The 23,205-nt window shown below is 62.7% G+C and carries 21 protein-coding genes and 1 other RNA gene; 7 read left to right on the forward strand and 15 right to left on the reverse strand.

The genetic code is table 11. The features are described 5' to 3' along the window. From VJ673_RS21595 to gyrA, 10 genes are all read right to left on the reverse strand, one after another. The coding region (locus VJ673_RS21595; RefSeq protein ID WP_324128237.1) for a 2-dehydropantoate 2-reductase N-terminal domain-containing protein at positions 1-377 on the reverse strand (377 nt) is incomplete at its 3' end. A gap of 76 nt (positions 378-453) precedes the next feature. Then, the gene (lapB, locus tag VJ673_RS21600) at positions 454-1,629 is read right to left on the reverse strand and encodes a lipopolysaccharide assembly protein LapB (protein WP_324128238.1); all 1,176 of its coding nucleotides are present in this window, start codon (positions 1,627-1,629) and stop codon (positions 454-456) included. Between the two features lie 5 nt (positions 1,630-1,634). Next, entirely contained in the window at positions 1,635-1,946 is a 312-nt protein-coding gene (locus tag VJ673_RS21605; protein ID WP_324128239.1) for a LapA family protein, read from the reverse strand. 92 nt (positions 1,947-2,038) lie between these two features. After that, on the reverse strand, positions 2,039-2,323 hold the full coding sequence (locus tag VJ673_RS21610; RefSeq protein ID WP_169261499.1) for an integration host factor subunit beta: 285 nt from the start codon (positions 2,321-2,323) through the stop codon (positions 2,039-2,041). Positions 2,324-2,338: 15 nt separating this feature from the next. After that, a complete protein-coding gene (gene rpsA / locus VJ673_RS21615) occupies positions 2,339-4,045 on the reverse strand; it encodes a 30S ribosomal protein S1 (protein ID WP_324128240.1) in 1,707 nt (568 codons plus the stop codon). Between the two features lie 111 nt (positions 4,046-4,156). After that, a complete protein-coding gene (locus VJ673_RS21620) occupies positions 4,157-6,091 on the reverse strand; it encodes a bifunctional 3-phosphoshikimate 1-carboxyvinyltransferase/cytidylate kinase (RefSeq protein ID WP_324128241.1) in 1,935 nt (644 codons plus the stop codon). A 2-nt stretch (positions 6,092-6,093) separates the two neighbouring features. After that, positions 6,094-6,996 (reverse strand): prephenate dehydrogenase, encoded by a 903-nt coding sequence (locus VJ673_RS21625; RefSeq protein ID WP_324128242.1) that lies wholly within the window; start codon positions 6,994-6,996, stop codon positions 6,094-6,096. 94 nt (positions 6,997-7,090) lie between these two features. Continuing rightward, complete coding sequence (pheA, locus tag VJ673_RS21630) at positions 7,091-8,155, reverse strand: prephenate dehydratase (protein WP_324128243.1); 1,065 nt, start codon at positions 8,153-8,155, stop codon at positions 7,091-7,093. Positions 8,156-8,181: 26 nt separating this feature from the next. Next, the gene (gene serC / locus VJ673_RS21635; RefSeq protein ID WP_324128244.1) at positions 8,182-9,285 is read right to left on the reverse strand and encodes a 3-phosphoserine/phosphohydroxythreonine transaminase; all 1,104 of its coding nucleotides are present in this window, start codon (positions 9,283-9,285) and stop codon (positions 8,182-8,184) included. 27 nt (positions 9,286-9,312) lie between these two features. Beyond that, positions 9,313-11,925: a DNA gyrase subunit A gene (gyrA, locus tag VJ673_RS21640; protein ID WP_324128245.1), complete on the reverse strand. Its 2,613-nt coding sequence runs from the start codon at positions 11,923-11,925 to the stop codon at positions 9,313-9,315. Between the two features lie 220 nt (positions 11,926-12,145). On the opposite strand from gyrA, the gene VJ673_RS21645 reads away from it, so the two are divergent. The 5 genes from VJ673_RS21645 (at position 12,146) to ssrA (ending at position 16,357) form a co-directional block, all read left to right on the forward strand. Next, the gene (locus VJ673_RS21645) at positions 12,146-12,883 is read left to right on the forward strand and encodes an OmpA family protein (RefSeq protein ID WP_324128246.1); all 738 of its coding nucleotides are present in this window, start codon (positions 12,146-12,148) and stop codon (positions 12,881-12,883) included. Between the two features lie 63 nt (positions 12,884-12,946). Further along, positions 12,947-14,266 carry a TRZ/ATZ family hydrolase gene (locus VJ673_RS21650; protein ID WP_324128247.1) on the forward strand — a complete coding sequence of 440 codons (1,320 nt, stop codon included), beginning with the start codon at positions 12,947-12,949 and terminating at the stop codon, positions 14,264-14,266. A 99-nt stretch (positions 14,267-14,365) separates the two neighbouring features. After that, entirely contained in the window at positions 14,366-15,106 is a 741-nt protein-coding gene (locus VJ673_RS21655; protein ID WP_324128248.1) for an OmpA family protein, read from the forward strand. Positions 15,107-15,219: 113 nt separating this feature from the next. Then, a complete protein-coding gene (gene ubiG / locus VJ673_RS21660; RefSeq protein WP_324128249.1) occupies positions 15,220-15,921 on the forward strand; it encodes a bifunctional 2-polyprenyl-6-hydroxyphenol methylase/3-demethylubiquinol 3-O-methyltransferase UbiG in 702 nt (233 codons plus the stop codon). A gap of 59 nt (positions 15,922-15,980) precedes the next feature. Then, positions 15,981-16,357: a transfer-messenger RNA gene (gene ssrA, locus VJ673_RS21665) on the forward strand. Positions 16,358-16,413: 56 nt separating this feature from the next. Here ssrA and gloA read toward each other — a convergent pair. From gloA to ffh, 5 genes are read right to left on the reverse strand one after another with little or no spacing between them, the layout of a single operon-like run. Then, positions 16,414-16,797: a lactoylglutathione lyase gene (gloA, locus tag VJ673_RS21670; protein WP_324128250.1), complete on the reverse strand. Its 384-nt coding sequence runs from the start codon at positions 16,795-16,797 to the stop codon at positions 16,414-16,416. A gap of 12 nt (positions 16,798-16,809) precedes the next feature. After that, a complete protein-coding gene (locus tag VJ673_RS21675) occupies positions 16,810-17,604 on the reverse strand; it encodes a M48 family metallopeptidase (RefSeq protein WP_324128251.1) in 795 nt (264 codons plus the stop codon). After that, a complete protein-coding gene (locus VJ673_RS21680) occupies positions 17,586-18,338 on the reverse strand; it encodes a competence/damage-inducible protein A (RefSeq protein WP_324128252.1) in 753 nt (250 codons plus the stop codon). The genes VJ673_RS21675 and VJ673_RS21680 overlap by 19 nt, the downstream gene beginning before the upstream one ends. 8 nt (positions 18,339-18,346) lie before the next feature. After that, a complete protein-coding gene (locus VJ673_RS21685) occupies positions 18,347-19,108 on the reverse strand; it encodes an EI24 domain-containing protein (protein ID WP_324128253.1) in 762 nt (253 codons plus the stop codon). A gap of 15 nt (positions 19,109-19,123) precedes the next feature. Next, positions 19,124-20,482 carry a signal recognition particle protein gene (gene ffh / locus VJ673_RS21690; RefSeq protein ID WP_324128254.1) on the reverse strand — a complete coding sequence of 453 codons (1,359 nt, stop codon included), beginning with the start codon at positions 20,480-20,482 and terminating at the stop codon, positions 19,124-19,126. Between the two features lie 42 nt (positions 20,483-20,524). Here ffh and VJ673_RS21695 point away from each other — a divergent pair, with 42 nt between their 5' ends. Together VJ673_RS21695 and pilB are read left to right on the forward strand one after the other, a co-directional pair. Continuing rightward, positions 20,525-21,352 (forward strand): cytochrome C assembly family protein, encoded by an 828-nt coding sequence (locus VJ673_RS21695; protein ID WP_324128255.1) that lies wholly within the window; start codon positions 20,525-20,527, stop codon positions 21,350-21,352. Positions 21,353-21,471: 119 nt separating this feature from the next. Then, positions 21,472-23,190: a type IV-A pilus assembly ATPase PilB gene (gene pilB / locus VJ673_RS21700; RefSeq protein ID WP_324128256.1), complete on the forward strand. Its 1,719-nt coding sequence runs from the start codon at positions 21,472-21,474 to the stop codon at positions 23,188-23,190. Positions 23,191-23,205: the final 15 nt, after the last annotated feature.

Genomic DNA, 23,205 nt, shown 5'->3' on the forward strand with positions numbered 1-23,205 from the left:
GTGCCCACGGGAACCGTCGACTTGTCGACGATGACACGATAGTCATCCATGTAGCGACCGATGTTGCGTGCTGCCGCGAGCACGTACTGCAGATCGGCCGAACCGTCCTCGTCCGGCGGCGTGCCGACGGCGATGAACTGGATGGTGCCGAAACGCGCCGCGTACTCGATGTCGGTCGTGAACTTCAGGCGTCCGGCCGCCACGTTGCGCCGTACCACCTCGAGCAGGCCCGGCTCGTGGATCGGGATCCCGCCTTCTTCGAGCGTGCGAATCTTCGCCGGATCGACGTCCAGGCACAGCACGTCATTGCCGACATCCGCGAGGCAAGCACCGCTGACCAGTCCGACGTATCCCGTACCGACGACAGTGATTTTCATGGTTTAGACCTCAATCTCAATGAAAAACGGCCCGCTTGCGCGAACCGTCGAAAACTTCGACACGATCAGCCCACGCTCATGGCGCGAGATCGTACTCCTCGGTACGGCGCGGCGGGTAGGTCTCCCATCCCCCGCAGGCGGGGCAGCGCCACTGGAACTGACGCGCCTTGAAGCCGCATTCGGTACAGCGGTATCGCGCCACACGCCGTGTATGGCCATGGATCAGCTGCTTCACCAGCTCGATGTCGCCCCGCTGCTCGGCGGACGCATTGAGCAACGCCGCCTCAAGCAGCTTGTCGAGCCCCAGCAGCGTCGGGTTGCGGCGCAACTCCTCGCGCACCAGCTCGTACGCAGCCCGCGAACCCTCCTTTTCGAGTTCCCAGTGGAAGACTTCATCGAGCAGATCCAGCGACGGGTGCCGCTCGAGCCAGGAACGCAACAGCGTCTGACCCTGCTCGATGCGACCCAGGCGCGCATGCGCATCCATCACGCGCTCTGCGACGAGCGCCAGATATACCGGATCTTGGCTCTCGACCCGTTTCCATACCTCGATGGCTTCGACGTACTGCCCCTCGGCCATCAACAGATCGCCCAGCACCAAGCTGGCGCGAATGCAGCGTCGGTTGATCGCAAAAGCCTCTTCCAGATGGCGGCGGGCTTCATCATGCCTTGAGCTGCCGAGCGCGGAAACCGCTAGTTCGCAATAAAAGTTTGCGACTTCCTTGCGCCACATCACGCTCTCGTGATCCGGCAGCGCCTTCGCCGCCTCCACCGCCTTCTCCCAATCCTTTTCCTGTTGGTAGATTTCCAACAGGTAGCGCATCGCCATGTCGTTCAGACGCGATGCACGCAGACGGTCGAAAACGGCTTCCGCACGGTCGAGCAGACCGGCCTTCAGGTAATCCTGCCCCAGCTCGGCGAGCGCCTGAAGCCGCTGCTCCTCGGAAAGATCCTCGCGATCGACCAAATTCTGATGCATGCGGATCGCACGATCGGTCTCGCCGCGCCGGCGAAACAGGCTTCCGAGCGCAAAATGCAGCTCGATCGTCTGCGGATCGATCTTCACCGCTTCGATGAAAGCGTCAATCGCCTTGTCTTGCTGTTCGTTGAGTAGAAAATTCAGTCCGGAGAGGTAGGAGCGTGGCAAAGCTCGCGATTCATGAACTACCTGCCGGATATCGATACGCGCTGCGAGCCACCCGAGGGCGAAAAACAGGGGCAGCGCAAGAAACCACCAGAGCTCGATTTCCATCGTATTCAGAAAGTCTCGGGGGCCTGCACTTCGGTGCTCGTCGGTACGCCGGCTTCCGTGGGCCGTTTGCGTTCGGCACGCTGCAGCTGCTTGCGCAGCTTGCCGATCTCGCGCCGCTGGCGCAGCAGCGATGCGAAGGTCGCGGTGACCCCCAACAGTGCGCCGGCGGTAAACGCGGCCAGTATCACGAATACCAGCGGCAACTGCCACGAACTACCAAAGAAGAACTGCAAGACGACGAGGTGATCATTCTTCACGGCAAAGCCGAAGAGCATGAAGAACAACAACAGCCGGAATATCCACATTACGAAGCGCATGGGACGGCATTATCCCCGAGGGAATGACAAAAAAGAAGGCGGCTCGCGCCGCCTTCCCACTCGATTACGGTGCAGACCCGATTGTCGCGCAATCAATCAGCGATATCGACGCGCTCGCGCAACTCCTTGCCTGCCTTGAAATGGGGCACGTACTTTTCGGGCACGTGCACCTTGTCTCCGGACTTCGGATTACGTCCCACGCGAGGCGGGCGATAGTTCAACGCGAAGCTGCCAAAACCGCGGATCTCGATGCGATCCCCACGCGCAAGCGCGTCGGACATCGCATCGATCACCATCTTGACCGCGTAATCGGCATCTTTTGCGACGAGCTGCGGAAAACGCGCAGCCAGCCTCGCAATCAGCTCCGATTTGGTCATGACCAGCCTACTGAATTAGTGCTTCTGCTCGTTCAGCTTGGCCTTGAGCAGCGCACCGAGGTTGGTGGTGCCGCTGGCGGCGGTCTCGGAAGCGAGCTTCTGCATCGCGTCGCTCTGCTCGGCCTGATCCTTGGCGCGGATCGAGAGGTTGATCGAACGGGTCTTGCGATCCACGTTGATGATCATCAGCTCGACTTCGTCGCCTTCCTTCAGGACGGTCGTCAGGTCGTCGACACGGTGCGCAGCGGCTTCCGAAGCGCGCAGGTAGCCTTCGACTTCTTCGTTCAGCGCGATCACGGCGCCACGGGCATCGACCGACTTCACGGCGCCGCGAACGAGGCTGTTCTTCTCGTGGGTGGCGATGAAGTTGGTGAAGGGATCGCCTTCGAGCTGCTTGACGCCCAGCGAGATGCGTTCGCGCTCGACATCGATCGCCAGCACGACGGCTTCGACTTCGTCACCCTTCTTGAAGCGGCGCACAGCCTCTTCGCCCGAGTCGCTCCACGACAGATCGGACAGGTGCACCAGACCGTCGATGCCGCCATCCAGCCCGATGAACACGCCGAAGTCGGTGATCGATTTGATCTGACCGCGGACCTTGTCACCCTTCTTGTGGTTGATCGCGAAATCGTCCCACGGGTTGGACATGCACTGCTTCATGCCCAGCGAGATACGACGACGGTCTTCGTCGATTTCGAGGATCATGACTTCGACTTCGTCACCCAGCTGGACAACCTTGGTCGGGTGAATGTTCTTGTTGGTCCAGTCCATTTCGGACACGTGCACCAGGCCTTCGATGCCCTGCTCGACTTCGACGAACGCGCCGTAGTCGGTGATGTTCGTGACCTTGCCGAACAGGCGGGTGCCTTGCGGGTAACGGCGAGCGATGCCGACCCACGGATCTTCGCCCAGCTGCTTGAGACCCAGCGAGACGCGGTTCTTTTCCTGGTCGAACTTGAGGACTTTGGCTTCGATTTCGTCACCGACCGACAGCACTTCCGACGGATGACGCACACGACGCCAGGCGAGGTCGGTGATGTGCAGCAGGCCGTCGATGCCGCCGAGGTCGACGAACGCACCGTAGTCGGTGATGTTCTTGACGACGCCCTTGACGACGGTGCCTTCCTTGAGGTTGGCGAGCAGCTTTTCGCGCTCTTCACCCATGGTCTCTTCGAGCACGGCACGGCGCGACACAACGACGTTGTTGCGCTTGCGGTCGAGCTTAATGACCTTGAATTCGAATTCCTTGCCTTCGTACGGCGTGGTGTCCTTGACCGGACGCATGTCGACCAGCGAACCCGGCAGGAAGGCGCGGATGCTGTTGGTCATGACGGTCAGACCGCCCTTCACGCGACCCGAGATCAGGCCCTTGACCAGCGTGCCTTCGTTGAGCGCCTTCTCGAGGTCGTTCCACGCGGCGATGCGCTTGGCCTTCTCGCGCGACAGGCGGGTTTCGCCGTAGCCGTCTTCCAGGGCGTCGATGGCGACGTGAACGAAATCGCCAACCTTGACTTCGAGTTCGCCGCGGTCATCGCGGAACTCTTCGATAGCGACATAGCTCTCGGACTTGAGTCCGGCATTGACGACCACGAAGTTGTGATCGATGCTGACCACCTCGGCGGTGATCACTTCGCCGGAACGCATTTCCTGACGAGCAAGGCTCTCTTCGAACAGCGCGGCGAAACTTTCCATGGAATCGGAAACGGGGTTGGCAGTGGTCATAAAAAGTGGGAATCCCAAAACCGCCCGAAAGCGGCGAACAGCGGCTGATTGAACAAACAGACTACCGTCCGCAAGCGGCCGGCAGTCAACCGGTACAACGGAAGTGCCCGCTCAGGGACGAACCCGGTCGAGCACGAAGCCGACAGCCTGCTCGAGGTCCATTTCGGTGGTATCGAGGAGTTCGGCGTCAGGCAACTTCTGGAGGGGAGCCACGGGTCGGGCGGCATCGCGCGCGTCCCGCTCATGGAGATCCTTCAGGAGGTTTGCCATGTTAGCAGCCATTCCCTTTTCCATCAACTGCTTATAGCGACGTTCCGCACGCGCCTCGGCAGTCGCCGTCAGGAATATCTTCGTGACTGCATCGGGGAAGACCACGGAACCCATGTCGCGCCCCTCCGCAACAAGGCCGGGCGCCGTGCGGTAGTCGCGCTGACGGTCCAGCAGCGCCGCCCTCACGGCCGGCAAGGCCGCCACGCGTGAAGCACCGGACGAGCATGCTTCGGTCCGGATCTCGTCGCCGACATCTTCACCGGAAAGCAGCACCCGCCCGCCCTCGAACGTCGCCGGCAGCGACGCAGCAATCGCCGCTACCGCCTGATCGTCGTCGAGCGACACGCCGGCGCGCATCGCCGCGAGCGCCACGATGCGATAGAGCGAACCGCTGTCGAGGCATTGGTAGCCGAGCGCCTCGGCAACGCGCGCTGCGACTGAGCCCTTGCCGGACGCCGACGGCCCGTCGATCGCGATGACCGGCACGGGCCGCGCGATTTCCGCGAAGCGCTCGAAATAGGTCGGAAAAGTCTTGTTCACGCACTTCGGATCATTGATGCGCACGCGGCAGCCGCCGAGCGCAACGAGCGAGAAACACATCGCCATGCGGTGATCGTCGTAGGTGTCGATCGCGGCCGGATTGGGCACGGCAGGCGGAGTGACGACGAGATAGTCGGCACCCTCCTCGACCACCGCGCCCACCTTTCGCAGCTCGGTCGCCATCGCGGCAATGCGATCGGTCTCCTTGACGCGCCAGCTCGCGATATTGCGCAAACGGCAGGGCCCGTCGGCGAAGAGGGCTGCGACCGCGAGCGTCATCGCCGCATCGGGAATGTGGTTCAGATCGAGATCGAAAGCCTTCAGCCGCCCGCTCTCGGGCGCGCGCGCCTCGATCCAGTTGTCACCCGTTTCGACGCGCGCACCGAGCGTCGCCAGGGCTTCGGCGAAGCGCACGTCGCCTTGAATACTCGTACTACCGACGCCTTCGACGCGCACCGGGCCACCGCCGATCGCTCCGGCAGCAAGGAAATATGAGGCCGACGAGGCATCCCCTTCGACGAAAATCACGCCGGGACTGCGATAACGGACACCGCCGGGAACCACGAACCGCTGCCATCCTTCGCGCTTGACCTCGACGCCGAAGCGCGCCATCAGATCGAGGGTGATCGCGATGTAGGGCTTCGAAATCAGCTCCCCAACCACTTCGACGGTCGATTCCACGCCCGTCAGCGGCAGCGCCATCAGCAGGGCCGTCAGGAATTGGCTCGACACGTCGCCGCGTACGCGCACGACGCCGCCCGCGCGGATCGTCGCCGGACGGATGTGCAGCGGCGGAAAGCCGTCGTTCGCGAGGTATTCGACGTTCGCACCCAACTGCCGCAAGCCGTCGACGAGATCGCCGATGGGCCGCTCGTGCATGCGCGGCACGCCGGAAAGCCGGTAGTCGCCGCCGGAGAGCGCGAGCGCAGCGGTCAAGGGCCGAAATGCGGTGCCCGCGTTGCCGAGGAAGAGGTCGGCCGACTTGACGGGAAACGGGCCGCCCGCTCCGGTGACGCGGTAATTGTCGGTATCGCCCTCACGCGACCAACTGACACCGAGCGCACACAAGGCGTCGAGCATCCGCTCGACGTCGTCCGAGGCGAGTAGGTCGCGAATATCGGTTTCCCCCTCGGCCAGCGCAGCCAGCAGAAGAGTGCGATTGGAGATGCTCTTCGAACCCGGCAGGCGCACCTGCCCGCTCGCCCCGAGCATCGGCGGGAGATCGAGAAATTCCATGTTTACTCCGACCTGGAAACTGAATTGGCGGAATTGGCGAACTGCTCGGCCCACGCATTGCGCGCCCGACGCGCCTCGTCGAAGAGCTGTTCGAGGCGGTCGCCGTCGCCGGCGAGAAGCAGCGCCCGCAGGTACGCAAGTTCCGCGAGATACTGATCGAGTTCTGCCAGCAGCGCCTGACGGTTCGCGATGCAGATGTCACGCCACATCTCCGGATGGCTGCCCGCAATCCGCGTGAAATCGCGGAATCCACTGGCCGCGAAACCGAACAGCTGCTCGGCATTCGCCCGTCCGGCGAGGTCGTGGACCAATCCGAAGGCCAGCAGGTGCGGCAGATGGCTGACCGCGGCGAACACGCGGTCGTGATCCTTCGGCGGCATCTCGCTGATCATCGCGCCGCAGGCTGCCCAGGCTTCACGCACCCGCAGTATCGCCTCCGGCTCGTTTTCGGGCAGCGGCGTAATCACGAGCTTGCGGTTTTCGTACAGCGACGCGAACGCGGCGTCGACGCCGCTCTTTTCCGCGCCCGCGATCGGGTGCGCCGGAACGGTGTGGGTCAGATGATTGGGAAGGTGGCGATAGATCGCCTCGATGACGTCACGCTTCGTGCTGCCCGCGTCCGTCACGACGCACCCCGGCGCGAGATGCGGCGCCATCGCCGCCATCACCGACTCCATCTGGCCGACGGGAGGAGCCAGAAGGACGAAGTCCGCGCCATCGAGCGCACTCGCCCAGTCAGTGCAATATTCGTCGATGACCCCGAGCTCGACGGCGCGCGCGAGCGACGCCCCGCTACGGCCGATCCCGACGATGCGCTCGACCAGGCCCGCGCGCCGCAGCGCCAACGCGAACGAGCCACCGATCAGGCCGACGCCGCACACTACCAGTCTCTTGATTACAGCCATTCAGAGCATCATCCATTCAGGCGAGCACCTGTCGCGGCGCCACACGCCGATTCCACGATCCCGCGGCCGATACGGCACTCGGGCCGGCATCAACTCAAATGACGGCGACGGGATAAGACCCGAGTATCTTCACGAAGGCCGCCCGGTCGTTGAGTTCCCGAAGCGCCGCGGCCACCTCGGCGTCTTCGCGGTGCCCATCGATGTCGACATAGAACACGTATTCCCACAGCCCGCCACGTGCCGGACGCGACTGCAGCTTGGTCATGTCGACCCCATGCCGCGCCAGCGGTTCGAGCAGCATGTGCATTGCCCCGGGCCGGTTGGGTGCCGAACATACCAGCGAAGTCTTGTCGCGACCGGACGGCCCGGCGTCGTGACGGGCGATCACCAGGAAGCGGGTCGTATTGTTCGGATCGTCCTCGATGTTCTTGGCGAGCACATTCAGACCATACAGTTCGCCAGCCGCTTCGCCCGCGATCGCGCACGATTCGGCATCCTCGGAGGCGAGGCGCGCCGCTTCGGCATTGCTCGCAACCGGTACGCGCGACAGATGAGCGAGATTGCGATTGAGCCACTCGTGGCACTGCGCGAGCGACTGGGCATGCGAGTAAAGGCGTTTCGCCGCCCCGATGCCTTCGGACTTCGACAGCAGGTGCTGGTGGATGCGCAGCTTCACCTCGCCGCAGATCATCAGCGGATTTGCCAGCAGCAGGTCCAGCGTTCCGCCGACCGCCCCCTCGGTGGAATTCTCCACCGGCACGACGCCATAGTCAGCATTGCCCGCTTCGACCTCGCGGAATACATCGTCGATCGCAGCGGTCGGCAGCAGCGTCGGCGCCGAGCCGAAATGCTTGCGCGACGCGCTCTCGGAGAAGGTCCCGGCCGGCCCGAGATACGCGACCTTGAGCGGATGCTCGAGCGCAAGACACGCCGACATGATCTCGCGGAAAATGCGCTGCACGGCCATATCCGGCAAGGGGCCGGGATTCGCTTCACCCAGACGGCGCAACACCTGCGCCTCACGCTCCGGGCGGTACAGGTTCCCGCGCTTGACCTCACCGATCCGCTTGGCGCACTGCGCCCGTTCGGCGAGACGAGCGAGGATCTCCTCGTCCAGATGATCGATCTTCTTTCTCAGGTTCAGCAGTTCGTCGCTCATGCTCGCCCCATTTCCCGTGTCCAGATTCAGCCGTGCCGCGCGGCGAAGTCCTGCATGAACTCGACCAATGCGCGCACGCCGGCAATCGGCATCGCGTTGTAGATCGACGCACGCATGCCACCAACCGACTTGTGCCCCTTGAGCTGCGTCAGACCCACCGCCTTCGCCTCGGCCAGGAAGGCGTCGTTCAATGCCTCGCTGCGCAACAGGAAGGGAATATTCATGCGCGAACGGCTCGTCACCGCGACACGATTCTCGTAAAAGTCGCTGTTGTCGAGGAAACGATAGAGCAGGTCTGCCTTTTCGATGTTCTGTGCCTCGATCGCGGCGAGCCCGCCCTGCGCCTTCAGCCACTGGAAGACCAGGCCCGCAATATAGATCGCGTAGGTCGGCGGCGTGTTGAGCATCGAGCCGTTGTCGGCCATCACCTTGTAGTCCATGACCGCCGGCGTCATCGGATGGGCGCGGCCGATGAGGTCCTCCCGGACGATGACGATCACCAGCCCCGACGGCCCGACGTTCTTCTGTGCACCCGCGTAGATCAGGCCGTAGCGGCTGACATCGATCGAGCGCGACAGAATGTGCGAGGACATATCCGCCACCAGAGGCGCGCGCGTAGCGGGCAGAGCGGCTTCGTCGCCCAGTTCAACGCCGTGGATCGTCTCGTTCGTGCACAGATGCACGTATGTCGCATTGTCGTCCAACGTCAGTTCATCCTGACGCAGCAAGCGTGTAAAGCCTTCCGCCTCGGCACTGCCCGCGAGCCGGACGCTTCCACCCAGACCTGACGCCGCCAGATGCTGAGCTTCCTTGTAGGCCTTCTTGGACCAGCTTCCGGTCACCAGGTAGTCGGCAACGCCGCCGCGCAGCAGGTTCATCGGAATCTGCGCAAACTGCTGAGTCGCCCCACCTTGCAGGAAGAGCACCCGATAGTTCGACGGGATCCCGAGGAGTTCGCGCAAATCGGCTTCCGCCCGGCCGATGATCTCGCCGAACTCCTTGCCGCGATGGCTCATTTCCATGACGCCGCAGCCGGCGCCGTGCCAATCGAGCATCTCCTCGGCAGCTTGGCGCAATACCGCCTCGGGCAGAGCGGCCGGACCGGCACTGAAATTGAACACGCGCGTCATCTGCGAAAGCCCTCCGTCAAATCCAAATCATTCCGCCGCGGACGTATCCGCTTCGCCCGTCACGTCAGCGTCGACCGCCTCGTCCACTGCACCGACGACTTCCTCGGGCTCGGACTCGGCCACCTTCTCGATGCTCGCAAGCGAATCGGTTTCGTCGAGGTTGATCAGCGTGACGCCCTGTGTCGCCCGACCGAGCTCACGGATATCCTGCACCTTGGTGCGGATCAGCACGCCGCCGGTCGAGATCAGCATCACTTCGTCGCTCTCCTCGACGAGGCATGCGCCGACCAGCTTGCCGTTGCGCTCCGAAGTCTGGATGGCGATCATCCCCTTCGTGCCGCGACCATGTCGAGTGTACTCGGCGACCGGCGTGCGCTTGCCGTAGCCGTTCTCGGTCGCGGTCAGCACGCTCAGGTCCTCGCTCTTCGAGACCAGCATCGCGATCACGCGCTGGCCGTCCTCGAGCGTCATGCCGCGCACGCCGCGCGCCTCACGCCCCATCGGACGCACGTCGCCCTCGTGGAAGCGCACCGCCTTGCCGGCATCGGAGAACAGCATGACATCGCTGTCGCCGTTGGTGATCGCGACGCCGATCAGGCGATCGCCGTCGTCGAGGCTCGCCGCGATGATGCCGGCCTTGCGGGGATTGGCGAACGCCGTCAGCGAGGTCTTCTTGACCGTCCCCTCGGCAGTGGCCATGAATACGAAATGATCGTCGTCAAAGGCCTGCACCGGCAGCACGGCGTTGATCTTCTCGCCCTCGACGAGCGGGAAGAGGTTCACGATCGGACGACCGCGCGAGTTGCGCGTCCCTTCCGGCACTTCGTACACTTTTAGCCAATAGACGCGGCCACGACTCGAGAAGCACAGGATGTAATCGTGGGTGTTCGCGACGAAGAGACGATCGATGAAGTCGTCGTCCTTCATGCCGGTCGCCTGCTTGCCGCGCCCGCCGCGGCGCTGGGCGCGGTAGTCGGCGAGGGGCTGGCGCTTGAAGTAGCCGCCGTGCGACAGCGTCACGACCATGTCCTCCGGCGCAATCAGATCCTCGATATTGATCTCGCCGGTATTGAGCACGACCTCCGAACGGCGCGGATCGCCGAACTGCATGCGGATCGCGCCCAACTCCTCGACGATGATTGCGGTGATCCGTTCCGGACGGGCGAGGATATCCAGCAGATCGGTGATGACGTCCATCACCTCACGGTACTCGGCGACGATCTTGTCCTGCTCGAGGCCGGTCAGGCGCTGCAGCCTCAATTCCAGGATCGCCTGCGCCTGCACGTCCGACAGGCGATAACCGTTCGCCGAAAGCCCGAACTCCTCGGCCAGGCCTTCCGGCCGGTAGCTGTCTGCCATCGCCCGCGCGAGCATCTCCTCGACCAGCGTCGAGCGCCACACGCGCGCCATCAGCTCGCGCTTCGCGTCCGACGGCGTCGGCGCCGCCTTGATCAGCGCGATGATCTCGTCGACGTTCGACAGCGCCACCGCCAAACCTTCGAGGATGTGGCCGCGCTCGCGCGCCTTGCGCAGTTCGAAGATCGTGCGCCGCGTGATGACCTCACGCCGGTGCGACAGGAAGCACTCCAGCATCTGCTTGAGGTTCAGCGTGCGCGGCTTGCCGTCGACCAGCGCCACCATGTTCATGCCGAAGGTGTCCTGCAGCTGCGTCTGCTTGAACAAGTTATTCAGCACCACCTCGGGCACTTCGTTGCGCTTCAATTCGATCACGACGCGCATGCCGGACTTGTCCGACTCGTCGCGGATTTCGCTGATGCCTTCGATCTTCTTTTCGTTGACGAGCTCGGCGATGCGCTCGAGCAGCGTCCGCTTGTTAACCTGGTACGGCAGCTCGTCGACGATGATCGCCTGGCGATTGCCCTTCTCGAGATCCTCGAAATGGGTCCGCGCGCGCATCACGACGCGGCCGCGACCGGTACGGTAACCGTCGTGCACGCCGGACAGGCCGTAGATCAGGCCCGCGGTCGGGAAGTCGGGCGCCTGCACGATGCGGATCAGCTCCTCGATGCTGATCTCGGGATCCTCGAGCACCTTCAGGCAAGCGTCGAGCACCTCGCCCAGATTGTGCGGCGGGATGTTGGTCGCCATGCCCACCGCGATGCCCGACGAGCCGTTGATCAGCAGGTTCGGGATGCGCGCCGGCAGGACCAACGGCTCTTTCTCGGAGCCGTCGTAGTTCGGCCCGAAATCGACCGTTTCCTTCTCGATGTCCGCAAGCAACTCATGGCCGATGCGAGCCATGCGGATTTCCGTGTACCGCATCGCCGCGGCGTTATCGCCGTCGACCGAGCCGAAGTTCCCCTGCCCGTCGACCAGCATGTAGCGCAGCGAAAAGTCCTGCGCCATGCGGACGATGGTGTCGTATACCGCGGAGTCGCCGTGCGGATGGTACTTACCGATGACGTCGCCGACGATACGCGCCGATTTCTTGTACGCCTTGTTCCAGTCGTTTGATAGCTCGTGCATCGCGAACAGCACGCGACGATGCACTGGTTTCAGACCATCCCGAGCGTCGGGCAGCGCGCGCCCGACGATCACGCTCATCGCGTAGTCCAGATAGGAGTGCCGCATCTCGTCTTCGAGACTGATCGGCAGTGTTTCCTTGGCAAACGGAGTCATTTCGCGGCGGCGGCAATGGCCGCATGGTCAAAAGCTTGAAATCTTACCACGCGCCGGCCTCCGGCCGCCCCCGATAGAGCTCCATCAAGCCCCGACATCCGGAGTCGGACGCCGTCCGAGCCTCGTTGGCGGGTTGCACGCCTTATGCTTAAATTGCGCCGCAAGCAAGCATCCCGAACCGTCGGGCAATACAAATCGAAGAAAATTCAGTGGAGGACTCATGAACCTTACGACGATCCTGCGCCCGCTCGCGCTGGGCGCAGCGCTGTTCGCGACCGGCTTCGCTGCTCAGGCCCAAACCAGTGACGTTATTGTCGACGGCAAGGGTGAAATCCCCTACGCCGTCGATGGCCGCAACGTCGTTGCGCGCAGCGGCACCGGTCTATGCTGGCGCACCGGCTACTGGACCCCGGCCGCCGCCGGCGCCGTCATGGCCGGCAAGCTCCCCGTGGGCTGCGAGTGCGACGGCGACATCGTCGCAAAGGACAAATGCGCGCCGATCGCAGCCGCTCCGGCCGCCGCCGCGCCGGCTCCGGCAGCACCTGCCGCCGCCACTCCGACCGCTCCCGCTCCGACCGCAAAGAAGATCACCCTGTCGTCGAAGGCGCTGTTCGGGTTCAACAAGGCTGTCCTGACGCCGCAGGGCAAAGCCGCCATCGACCGCGAAGTCCTCGCGCGTCTACGCGAAGTCGGCCCGCTACAACAGGTCACCGTCTCCGGCCACACTGACCGTCTCGGCTCCCAGCAATACAACCAGGTCCTGTCCGAGCGCCGCGCCAAGGCCGTCAAGGATTACCTCGTGGCCAAGGGCGTACCCGCAGACAGGATTGACGTCATCGGATACGGCAAGACGCAGCCGGTGCCCGGCGTGAAGTGCGACGACAAACTCGGCCGCAAGAAACTGATCGAATGCCTTGAGCCGCATCGTCGCGTCGAGGTGGAAATCAAGGCCAGCTGATCTGGCGCCCTCGTTTCACAGACCCCGCGCAAGCGGGGTTTTTGCTTTCTGGAGCAAGCCATCGTGACTCAATCCGTCGACCTGTTGATCAACGCCCGCTGGGTCATCCCGATCGAACCCGCGAACGTCATTCTTGAACACCATTCGGTTGCCGTCCGCCAGGGACAAATTGTGGCGGTCGCACCCCAACACGAAGCCGCCGGACAATTCGCCGCGGCGCGCAGCGTCGATCTGCCCGACCATGTCCTGATCCCCGGATTGGTGAACCTGCACGGGCACAGCGCGATGACTCTCATGCGCGGCATCGCCGACGACCTGCCGCTGATGCGCTGGCTTCAGGAAGCCATTTGGCCGGCCGAAGCGCGCCATGTGACGCGGAACTTCGTACACGACGGCACCTTGCTTGCGGCAGCCGAAATGCTCCGCGGCGGCATCACGACCTGCAATGAAATGTATTTCTATCCGGACGCCGCTGCCGAGGCGTTTGAACGCGCCGGGATGCGGGCCGTGGTGGGCATCACGGTGCTCGACTTTCCCACCCCCTACGCTTCCGACGCCGATGACTACCTGAGAAAGGGCCTCGCGGCGCGCGATCAATGGCGCCGCCATCCGCGTATCAGCTTCTCGCTGACCCCCCATGCCCCCTATACCGTCGCGGACGCCAATCTGCAACGGGTAGCGACCCTCGCCGCTGAGCTGGATACAATTATTCACATTCACATCCACGAAACGGCAGGCGAGGTGCACGACTCGCTAGCGCAATACGGGGTGCGCCCCATCTCGCGGCTCGCCGCCCTCGGATTGCTGGGGAACAACATGGTCGGCGTCCATGCCGTTCATCTCGACGACTCCGACATCGAACTACTGCAAAAGCACGGCTGCAGCATTGCCCACTGCCCCACTTCAAACATGAAGCTCGCCAGCGGCGCAGCGCCCGTCACGCGCGCCCTGGCGGCGGGCATCCCTGTCGGCCTTGGAACCGACGGCGCCGCCAGCAACAATCGTCTGGACCTCTTCCAGGAAATGCGCCACGCGAGCCTGCTTGCCAAGGTGATTTCCGGCGACGCCACGGCAATTCCAGCACACACCGCATTGCGCATGGCCACACTCGCCGGCGCTCAGGCGCTCGGACTATCGGATCGCATCGGCTCGATCGAGGTCGGCAAGGAGGCGGATCTGTGCGCGGTCGCACTCGACGCGTTGGAGACCCGCCCATGCTTCGACCCGGCATCGCATTTGGTCTACGTCGCAGGCCGGGAGCATGTTTCACATGTCTGGGTCGGGGGCGAAATCCGCATGAACAAAGGCGCTCTGGTGTTGCAATTTAACGACACTGATTTGCTTGGGCTTGCCGCGATGTGGCAGACTAAACTGAGTAACTGAACTGGATAAGCCGGATCGGCATTAGACCGGCAGCCCCCAGTCATGGAACACCATAGCTGACCGTTACCCATCATCGTCCAGCCAATTGACGAGGAAAATATGATCAAACAGAGCAAGAAGCAGATGTTCGCACTGGTGGCCGCCATCGCGTCGATCGGCCTGTCCGCCCCCAGCGTGTTCGCACAAGCCAAGGACGTCACGGTTGATGGCAAGGGCGAAGTCCCGTACGTCGTCGACGGCCGCAACGTCGTCGCCCGCAGCGGTGCCGGCCTGTGCTGGCGCACCGGTTACTGGAGCCCGGCGGCTGCCGGCACCACGATGGCTGGCAAGCTGCCGGTCGGCTGCGAATGCGACAGCGACATCATCCCGAAGGACAAGTGCCAAGTCGCCGCCGCTCCGGCCGCCGCGCCTGCACCCGCCCCCGCTCCTGCTCCTGCTCCCGCGGCCGGACCGAAGCCCACCGCTGACAAGATCAAGCTGTCCGCCGACACCCTCTTCGACTTCGACAAGGCGATCCTGAAGCCCGAAGGCAAGAGCAAGCTCGACGGCCTCGCCACCCAGGCCAAGGGCATCAAGCTCGAAGTGATCCTGGCAGTCGGCCATACCGACCGCCTCGGCTCCGACTCCTACAACCAGAAGCTGTCCGAGCGCCGTGCGAACGCCGTCAAGACCTACCTGGTCAGTAAGGGCATCGAGCCGAACCGTATCTACACCGAAGGCAAGGGCGAGCGTCAGCCAGTTACCGGCAAGACCTGCTCCGACAAGCTGGCGCGCAAGAAGCTGATCGACTGCCTGCAGCCGGACCGTCGCGTTGAAATCGAGCTGGTCGGCACCAAGTAATTCCGCCTGACCGCACTCAAGGCCCTGCTTCGGCAGGGCTTTTTCATTTGTGGCGCCCTTTCCGTTTACGGCGTCTAATCCAGCGCTAGTTCCGCTCTCCCGGAGACCGCACTATGAACACCAATGCCGATCCTGCCGAATTGCAGAAATTCAGCGACCTTGCGCATCGCTGGTGGGATCCGACGTCCGAATTCAAACCGCTGCACGAAATTAACCCGCTGCGTTTGCGCTGGATCGACCAGAAGGCGTCATTGGCCGGCAAGCGTGTGCTCGACATCGGCTGCGGCGGGGGAATCCTGTCGGAAAGCATGGCAGGAGTCGGCGCAACGGTGACCGGTATCGACCTGTCCGAGAAGGCACTCGGCGTGGCGCGTCTGCACTTGTTCGAGTCTGGGCTGAAGGTCGATTACCAGCACACCAGCGCCGAAGCATTCGCATCCGAGAATGCTGGCAGCTTTGACGTCGTCACCTGCATGGAAATGCTCGAACACGTACCCGACCCCGCGAGCACCATCGCAGCCTGCGCGAAACTGGTCCGTCCCGGCGGGCATGTCTTCTTCTCGACCATCAACCGCAACTTCAAGGCCTACCTGTTTGCGGTGGTTGGAGCCGAATATATCCTCAAGCTCCTGCCGCGTGGCACGCACGAGTACGCCAAATTCATCAAGCCTTCGGAGCTCGCGCGCTACGCCCGCGACGCGGGACTTGAGACCACGGAACTGCTGGGAATGAGCTACAACCCCATCGCTAAGACCTATTCTTTGGGGCAAGACACCGACGTCAATTACCTCATCCACACCGTGGCGCCGGCCTGATGTGCTAGACTGGTACTTGAAATTCACCAATGAATCACCACATTGGTAACAGTCTCACTGGGGCCGACCTGGCTTCGACGTGGGTCGCAAAGCAGTGCAGTGCATACCGAGGACCAGTCACCTCGTAAATCCATCTGGAAATCAACAAACGCCAACGACGAACGTTTCGTTCTAGCCGCTTAATACCGGTTAGCGCTGCACCGGCAGGTCTCTGGGCCGGGTCGTCTTAGCGTAAGCTAAGACGCTGCAGTGTCATTTACAGAGACTCGCGAGTTGCGCCGGGTCACTTGGTACAACAGCTAAAATTAAGGTGACTCGCTCCTGTCCGGCCTGCCAACCGGCTAAGGCAGGAGCTAAATCAAATAGGTCGGCTAAGTATGTAGATCTGTCTGTAGAGGGCTTGCGGACGGGGGTTCGATTCCCCCCGGCTCCACCAACACATGAAAGGCTCGGATACGTCCGAGCCTTTTCCTTTCGCCCGCCTGGAAGCGGTTAGCCGCGCTGGATCAACTCAATCTTGTATCCGTCGGGATCCTCGACGAAGGCAATGACCGTATGGCCATGCTTCATCGGCCCCGCCTCGCGCACGACCTTCCCGCCGCGGGCCCGGATTTCATCGCAGGCGCGATACGCATCGGGAACTGCCAGCGCGATGTGGCCGAACGCGTTTCCCATCTCGTAAGTCGTAACGCCCCAGTTGTGCGTAAGCTCGATGACCGCACCCTCGGACTCGTCCTGGTAGCCGATGAAGGCGAGCGTAAACTTCCCCTCCGGATAATCCTGGCGCCGCAGCAGGCGCATCCCCAGGACTTCTGTGTAGAACGCGATTGACCGATCCAGGTCGCCAACTCGCAGCATCGTGTGAAGTAATTTCATCAGTCTCTCCTTTCAGTCCTCATCGACACTCCCCTCTCCCCCGCCCGACCCGAATACCGGAAGCAGCGGCCCAGCCACCTTCAGCCGGCTACGCGCATCCCGCCATTGGGGATAAAGCCGTTCCACGACCGACCAGAAGCGTGGGGAGTGGTTCATCTCGAGAAGGTGAGCCACCTCGTGGGCGACCACATAATCGATCAGCAATGGCGGAAGATGGATCAGCCGCCAATGCAGGCGGATCCCGCTACGCGCACTGCAACTTCCCCAGCGAGTCCGCGCGGAAGACAGGCGCACCGCAGGAACCGGTAGCCCCAGACGAAAACAATATTCGGCCACCCGCTCACCGAACCACGGCAATGCCCGCCGACGCAAGGCCCTTGTGAGATGCGCTGAAGCATTTCCGGCACGGGGAAGGTGCAATTCCTCAATACCGTCGACGCCAAGCCTCCAACTGATCGCTCTTCCAACCGCCCCCGCCCGTATCCGGCAATGCTCCCCGAAAACGGGAAGCATTGCCCCGTCTGCAATCGCGAATTCCCCTGAAGTCCTCCGGGACTCGTGCTGCACGAGTTTTTCCAGCAGCCAGTCCTGGTGCGAGCGGATGAACGCCTCGACGTCTAAGTCCGCTGTCGGCCGGGGCACTCCGACTTTCACGCCATGATGACTGACCTGCAGGCCGAGCGTGCGCCGGTCGGAGCGGCGCAGCACGTACGGAATCTGCCGCCCGGCAAGGCAGATTTCCCGCCGCTCCTCGGACGCCCGTCCGGGGGCCGTGCGGCGACGCCCGATCAGACCTTGTCCTGCCATTCGTAACCGCGCACGAGTATCTCGTTCCGCACCAGCTCCATGGCCGCCGCGACACGCGACGCTGGCCCTTTCACCCCCAGTTCGACCGAACGCCGCTCGCGCGGATGTTCCGCAACGGATGGCAGACTGAACACGGCCAGTTCGGGATAGGCGAACTCAAGCGACTCCATCAGGTCGATCAACTTCCCCTCGTAGGCATCCCACACGGTGACAGCCGCCTCGACATAATCCTCGCCATGATGAAGATGCCGAAACTGCGTATCGAGCACCGCCTCCACCATTGGCCAAGCCATCACGGGGAATCCGGGCACGAAGAAATGACCGCGGATCGCGAAGCCGGGGATCTGATTGTAGGGATTGGGAATGATCTCGCTGCCAGCCGGGAATGCGCCGAGCCGCAAACGGTGCTCGGTGATTTCCGCGTCGAACTTCGCCCGAATGATCGCCTCGGCTTCCGGATGCAGCACGACTTCGACGCCGAGCGCCTCTGCGGCCGATTGCCGCGTCCGGTCGTCGGGTGTCGCACCAATGCCACCGAAGCAAAATACGACGTCGTCCGACTTGAAACTATCCCTCAGGACTTCCACCAGACGCGCCTGATCGTCACCCACGTAACGCGCCCACGCGAGGCGGAGCCCCCGCGCGCCCAGCATCTCGATCAGCTTCGCCAGATGCTTATCCGAACGGCGTCCGGACAGGATTTCGTCGCCGACGATGACCGTACCGAATGCCACCGCCGCTCCTAGCGCACCGTCGGAACCGAGTCGAGAATCGAGACGCCTCGATCCGCCCGCTCCCGCCTCAGCGCTTCCAACATGAAATGGACAAAAGCCAAGCCGCAGAAGGCCGGTGCCACCAGATTGATCACCGGGACGTAGGCGAGCAATGCACAGCCCCCGCCAAGCAACAGCATCGACGATCGCAACGCACGGGGCAACTTCGCGAGTTCCGCCTTGTCGGCGTGAAGCATCAGCGCGTCATAACCGAAAGCTCGCTGATTGAGCCACCCGGTGAGGGCGACGGAAGCAACGAGGCCTCCGCCAGGAATCAGCCACAAGGGCAGGGAAACCGCCATTCCGACGAAAAAGATCACTGCGGCAAGGACCGCATTCCAAGCACTGCCGAAACTCGAGCCGCCTCGCCGCAATTCGAGGTCCGCGTAATCGCGCTGCGCGACCTCCTCGAGCATCATCGGCAACGCGAACACGGCGACGATCAACGCTGCAGTGACATAGATCAGCGGAAACAACGCGAGCGCCAGCGCGAGCTTGATCAGGACCAGCACGACGCCCGCCCCCACCTCCGACGAGGTCAGCCAACCGCCCGCAAACGACCATCCCTGGACCCAACTCATGATGCCGTCGACCAAGGGCGACCACGCGAACAGCGCGATCACGCTCCACAACGCCATCGCGGCCAGACTCGGCCATAGCAGGTGAACGAAGACGGCCTTGCGGCCAAGGCTTCGTAGCGCTCGAACGGAGGCAACCAGAATGTCTCGCATGCTTAGACCAGCCGATCAGCGCGGCATCCCGGGCAACATGCCCTTCATGCCGCGCATCATTTTCTGCAGCCCGCCCTTCGAGAACTGCTTCATGACCTTCTGAGTCTGCTCAAACTGGTTGAGCAGCCGGTTGACCTCCTGCACGGTGACGCCCGAACCTGCGGCGATGCGGCGCTTGCGGCTCGCCTTGATGACTTCCGGCTTGGCACGCTCGAGCGGGGTCATCGAATTGATGATGCCTTCGATCCGCCCGATCGCCTTCTCCTCCACACCGCCTTGCAGTTTGCCCGCCATCTGCGAGAACTGTGCCGGCAGCTTGTCCATCATCGAAGCGAGGCCCCCCATCTTCCGCATCTGGCCGATCTGCTCCTTGAAATCGTTGAGATCGAAGCCCTTCCCGGTCTTGAGTTTTTGCGCAAACTCCCGCGCCTTATCCTCGTCGACGCCCCGTCGCGCCTCCTCCACCAGGCCGAGGATGTCGCCCATGCCGAGGATACGGCTTGCCATCCGCTCGGGATGAAACTCCTCCAGCCCGCTAAGCTTCTCGCCGACGCCGGCGAACTTAAGCGGCTTACCGGTGACATGACGCACGGACAGCGCGGCGCCGCCCCGCGCATCACCGTCGAGCTTGGTCAGTACGACGCCGGTCAGCGGCAGCGCTTCGTTGAAAGCGCGCGCCGTATTGACGGCATCCTGGCCGAGCATCGCATCGACGACGAACAGGGTTTCGACCGGATTGACCGCCGCATGGAGAAGCTTGATCTCCTCCATCATGGCCGCATCGATCGCCAGCCGGCCGGCAGTATCCAGCAGGACGACGTCGTAATAGTGGCGCCGAGCATGATCGAGCGCCGCCAAGGCGATATCGACGGGCTTCTGAGTCGCCGCCGACGGGAAGAAGTCGACGCCTGCCTGAGCGGCAACGGTCTTCAACTGCTCGATTGCGGCAGGACGGTAGACGTCGGCCGACACGGCCAACACCTTCTTCTTCATGCGCTCGTGCAGTAGCTTGCCCAGCTTGCCCGTGGTCGTCGTCTTGCCGGCGCCCTGCAAACCCGCCATCAGAATGACCGCCGGCGGCTGCGCGGCGAGATTGAGGCCCGTATGCGAACCGCCCATCAGCGCCTTCAATTCGTCATACACTACGCCCACGAGCGCCTGGCCCGGAGTCAGCGATCCGACAACCTCCTGCCCGACCGCCTTTTCCTTGACGCGCGCGACAAAGTCCTTCACCACGGGCAACGCCACGTCGGCTTCGAGCAGTGCGAGGCGCACCTCGCGCATCGCGTCCTGGATATTGTCTTCGGTCAGTCGAGCCTGCCCGCGCAGGGTCTTGACGACCTTGGACAGACGTTGTGTGAGATTGTCGAGCATATTGTCTGGGCCCCTCGCCCTTGGAGTAAACTGCGGGTAACTATGCAAACCATTCTACTTCATCTCCTCGCCGCCTCGCTCTACGCGGGGCTGGGTATCCATTTCTGGCGCAACAACGTTGCGGGTCGCAAGGCCAGCCCCCGCCAATCCATGTCGATCGGCGAACGCATCACGATGCTCGGAGCGATCCTGGCGCATGGCTGGGCACTGCAGGAGGCGCTCTTCCCGGGTGGAGGCATGCAGTTCGGCTTCGGATTCGCGGTGTCCCTCGTGATCTGGCTTGCGGTGTGCTTCTACTGGATCGAAACCTTTTACGCGCGACTCGAAGGCCTTCACGGATTCGTGGTCACGGCAGGCGCAGGCGGCAGCCTCCTGCCGCTCATCTTTCCCGGCCAGCATGCACTGGCGAACGCCGGCTCGCCGGCCTTCCGCGCACACTTCATCATCGCCATGTTGGCCTACAGCCTCTTCACGCTGGCTGCGCTCCACGCCATGCTGATGGCAATTGCGGAGCGCCAGCTGCATAGCGGAAGGCTGACGCGGACCTTCGCCAACCTGCCGCCCTTGCTGACGATGGAAACGTTGCTGTTCCGCCTGATCGGCATCGCATTCCTCCTGCTGACGCTCACGCTGAGCTCGGGCATCGTTTTTTCCGAATCGCTTTTCGGACAGGCATTCCGTCTCGACCACAAGACCGTCTTCGCGATCATCTCGTGGCTGCTGTTCGGCGCCCTTCTCGTTGGCCGCAAGATATGGGGGTGGCGCGGCCGCGTCGCCCTGCGGTGGACGCTGGCCGGATTCACGACGCTCGTCCTCGCCTATGTGGGAAGCCGTTTTGTCATCGAAGTCGTGCTCGGCCGGGCAGCATGAATGCCGGGAAGACGCCGCTACCTTCAGGGAACGGTGCCCCTCACAGGGAAGAGCCTCTACCCTTTACAAAGTATGGGCTTCATGTGCAAGATCGAATGTCAGTTAGTTAAGAGCGGGACATGGCAGCAAACCCTCAGACCGCACTGAGCGGCCTTGCACGAGCATTGGTTCAACACGGCCGTCTTTCGGAGGCCGATGCGGCGACGTGCACGAGCAACGCGCCAGCAGTCCCCAACGGCTTCATTCTGGAGCTCGCACAGCGCAAACTGATCACCACTAAGGAAGTCGCTTGGTTCGCTGCAGAGACCTTCGGCTACCCGCTGCTCGATATCGCAGCCGTCGATCGCTCCTTCTTCCCGAAGGATGCAATCGATCGTAAGCTGATCAGCAAACATCAGATCATTGCCCTCGGCAAGCGTCAGAACCGCCTCACGGTGGCCGCTGCCGATCCGTCGAACATGCGGGCTCTCGACGAGATCCGCTTTCAGACGGGCATGCAAGTCGATCTGGTCATCGTCGAGGCCGACCGACTCGCCCGCCTCGCTGAAGCATTGTCCGAGTCGGCCGCCGACACGCTCAAGGAGCTGACCGGCGAAGACTTTGACATGGACCTCCTGCAAGGGCAGGAGCCTGCTGCCGACGCGGCATCGGACGAAGCTTCGGCCGAAGTTGACGATGCGCCGGTCGTCAAGTTCATCCAGAAGGTCCTGATCGACGCGATCAATGAAGGGGCCTCCGATATCCATTTCGAACCCTACGAAAAGTACTACCGCATCCGGGTTCGGACCGACGGCATCTTGCGCGAGATCGCGCAACCGCCGCTGGTGCTCAAGGAGAAGATCGCTGCGCGGATCAAGGTCATTTCGCGACTCGACATTTCGGAAAAGCGCGTCCCGCAAGACGGCCGAATGAAGCTGGTGCTGTCGAAGAGCAAGTCGATCGACTTTCGCGTCTCGACACTGCCGACGCTTCATGGCGAAAAGATCGTGATGCGTATCTTGGACGCAAACTCGGCAATGCTCGGCATCGATGCGCTCGGTTACGAGCCGGACCAGAAAAAGGTGCTCATGGATGCGATCGAACGCCCCTACGGAATGGTCCTCGTTACCGGACCGACCGGTTCGGGCAAGACCGTGTCGCTCTATACCTGCCTTAACATTCTGAACAAAGCCGGGGTCAACATCTCGACGGCCGAGGATCCCGCAGAAATCAACTTGCCCGGCATTAATCAGGTCAACGTCAACGAAAAGGCCGGCCTCACGTTCGCGGCGTCGCTCCGGTCGTTCCTGCGCCAAGATCCGGACGTCATCATGGTGGGCGAAATCCGCGACCTGGAAACCGCTGAGATCTCGGTCAAGGCCGCACAGACGGGCCATCTCGTGCTCTCGACCCTGCACACGAACGACGCGCCGACGACGCTGGAACGCCTCAAGAACATGGGCGTTGCGCCTTTCAACATCGCCTCGTCGGTCATCATGATCACCGCACAGCGCCTCGCACGCCGCCTGTGCACCTGCAAGCAGCCCGTGGACATTCCCATCGAGGCCCTGCTGCAAGCCGGGTTCAGCGGCGACGAACTCGATGGCACTTGGCGGCCCTACGGTCCGGTCGGCTGCGAACGTTGCAAGGGCAGCGGTTACAAGGGCCGTCTCGGCATCTATCAAGTCATGCCGATCAGCGATGAGATCGCTCATATCATCATGACGAACGGTAATTCGATCGACGTTGCCGCTCAAGCACAACGGGAAGGCGTCCGTGACCTGCGACAATCCGGACTCCTGAAGGTCAAGCAGGGAGCCACTTCGCTTGAAGAAGTGCTCGCCACTACAAACGAATAAGGAACAACATCGACT

Source organism: Aromatoleum sp. (assembly GCF_035254505.1).
Lineage (GTDB): Bacteria > Pseudomonadota > Gammaproteobacteria > Burkholderiales > Rhodocyclaceae > Aromatoleum.

Excerpts from the sequence above, each read along its gene's own strand:
- lapB (WP_324128238.1), bottom strand. The coding sequence starts at position 1,629 with ATGGAAATCGAGCTCTGGTGGTTTCTTGCGCTGCCCCTGTTTTTCGCC.
- VJ673_RS21605 (WP_324128239.1), bottom strand. The coding sequence starts at position 1,946 with ATGCGCTTCGTAATGTGGATATTCCGGCTGTTGTTGTTCTTCATGCTC.
- VJ673_RS21610 (WP_169261499.1), bottom strand. The coding sequence starts at position 2,323 with ATGACCAAATCGGAGCTGATTGCGAGGCTGGCTGCGCGTTTTCCGCAG.
- rpsA (WP_324128240.1), bottom strand. The coding sequence starts at position 4,045 with ATGACCACTGCCAACCCCGTTTCCGATTCCATGGAAAGTTTCGCCGCG.
- VJ673_RS21620 (WP_324128241.1), bottom strand. The coding sequence starts at position 6,091 with ATGGAATTTCTCGATCTCCCGCCGATGCTCGGGGCGAGCGGGCAGGTG.
- VJ673_RS21625 (WP_324128242.1), bottom strand. The coding sequence starts at position 6,996 with ATGGCTGTAATCAAGAGACTGGTAGTGTGCGGCGTCGGCCTGATCGGT.
- pheA (WP_324128243.1), bottom strand. The coding sequence starts at position 8,155 with ATGAGCGACGAACTGCTGAACCTGAGAAAGAAGATCGATCATCTGGAC.
- serC (WP_324128244.1), bottom strand. The coding sequence starts at position 9,285 with ATGACGCGCGTGTTCAATTTCAGTGCCGGTCCGGCCGCTCTGCCCGAG.
- gyrA (WP_324128245.1), bottom strand. The coding sequence starts at position 11,925 with ATGACTCCGTTTGCCAAGGAAACACTGCCGATCAGTCTCGAAGACGAG.
- VJ673_RS21645 (WP_324128246.1), top strand. The coding sequence starts at position 12,146 with ATGAACCTTACGACGATCCTGCGCCCGCTCGCGCTGGGCGCAGCGCTG.
- VJ673_RS21655 (WP_324128248.1), top strand. The coding sequence starts at position 14,366 with ATGATCAAACAGAGCAAGAAGCAGATGTTCGCACTGGTGGCCGCCATC.
- ubiG (WP_324128249.1), top strand. The coding sequence starts at position 15,220 with ATGAACACCAATGCCGATCCTGCCGAATTGCAGAAATTCAGCGACCTT.
- gloA (WP_324128250.1), bottom strand. The coding sequence starts at position 16,797 with ATGAAATTACTTCACACGATGCTGCGAGTTGGCGACCTGGATCGGTCA.
- VJ673_RS21675 (WP_324128251.1), bottom strand. The coding sequence starts at position 17,604 with ATGGCAGGACAAGGTCTGATCGGGCGTCGCCGCACGGCCCCCGGACGG.
- VJ673_RS21685 (WP_324128253.1), bottom strand. The coding sequence starts at position 19,108 with ATGCGAGACATTCTGGTTGCCTCCGTTCGAGCGCTACGAAGCCTTGGC.
- ffh (WP_324128254.1), bottom strand. The coding sequence starts at position 20,482 with ATGCTCGACAATCTCACACAACGTCTGTCCAAGGTCGTCAAGACCCTG.
- VJ673_RS21695 (WP_324128255.1), top strand. The coding sequence starts at position 20,525 with ATGCAAACCATTCTACTTCATCTCCTCGCCGCCTCGCTCTACGCGGGG.
- pilB (WP_324128256.1), top strand. The coding sequence starts at position 21,472 with ATGGCAGCAAACCCTCAGACCGCACTGAGCGGCCTTGCACGAGCATTG.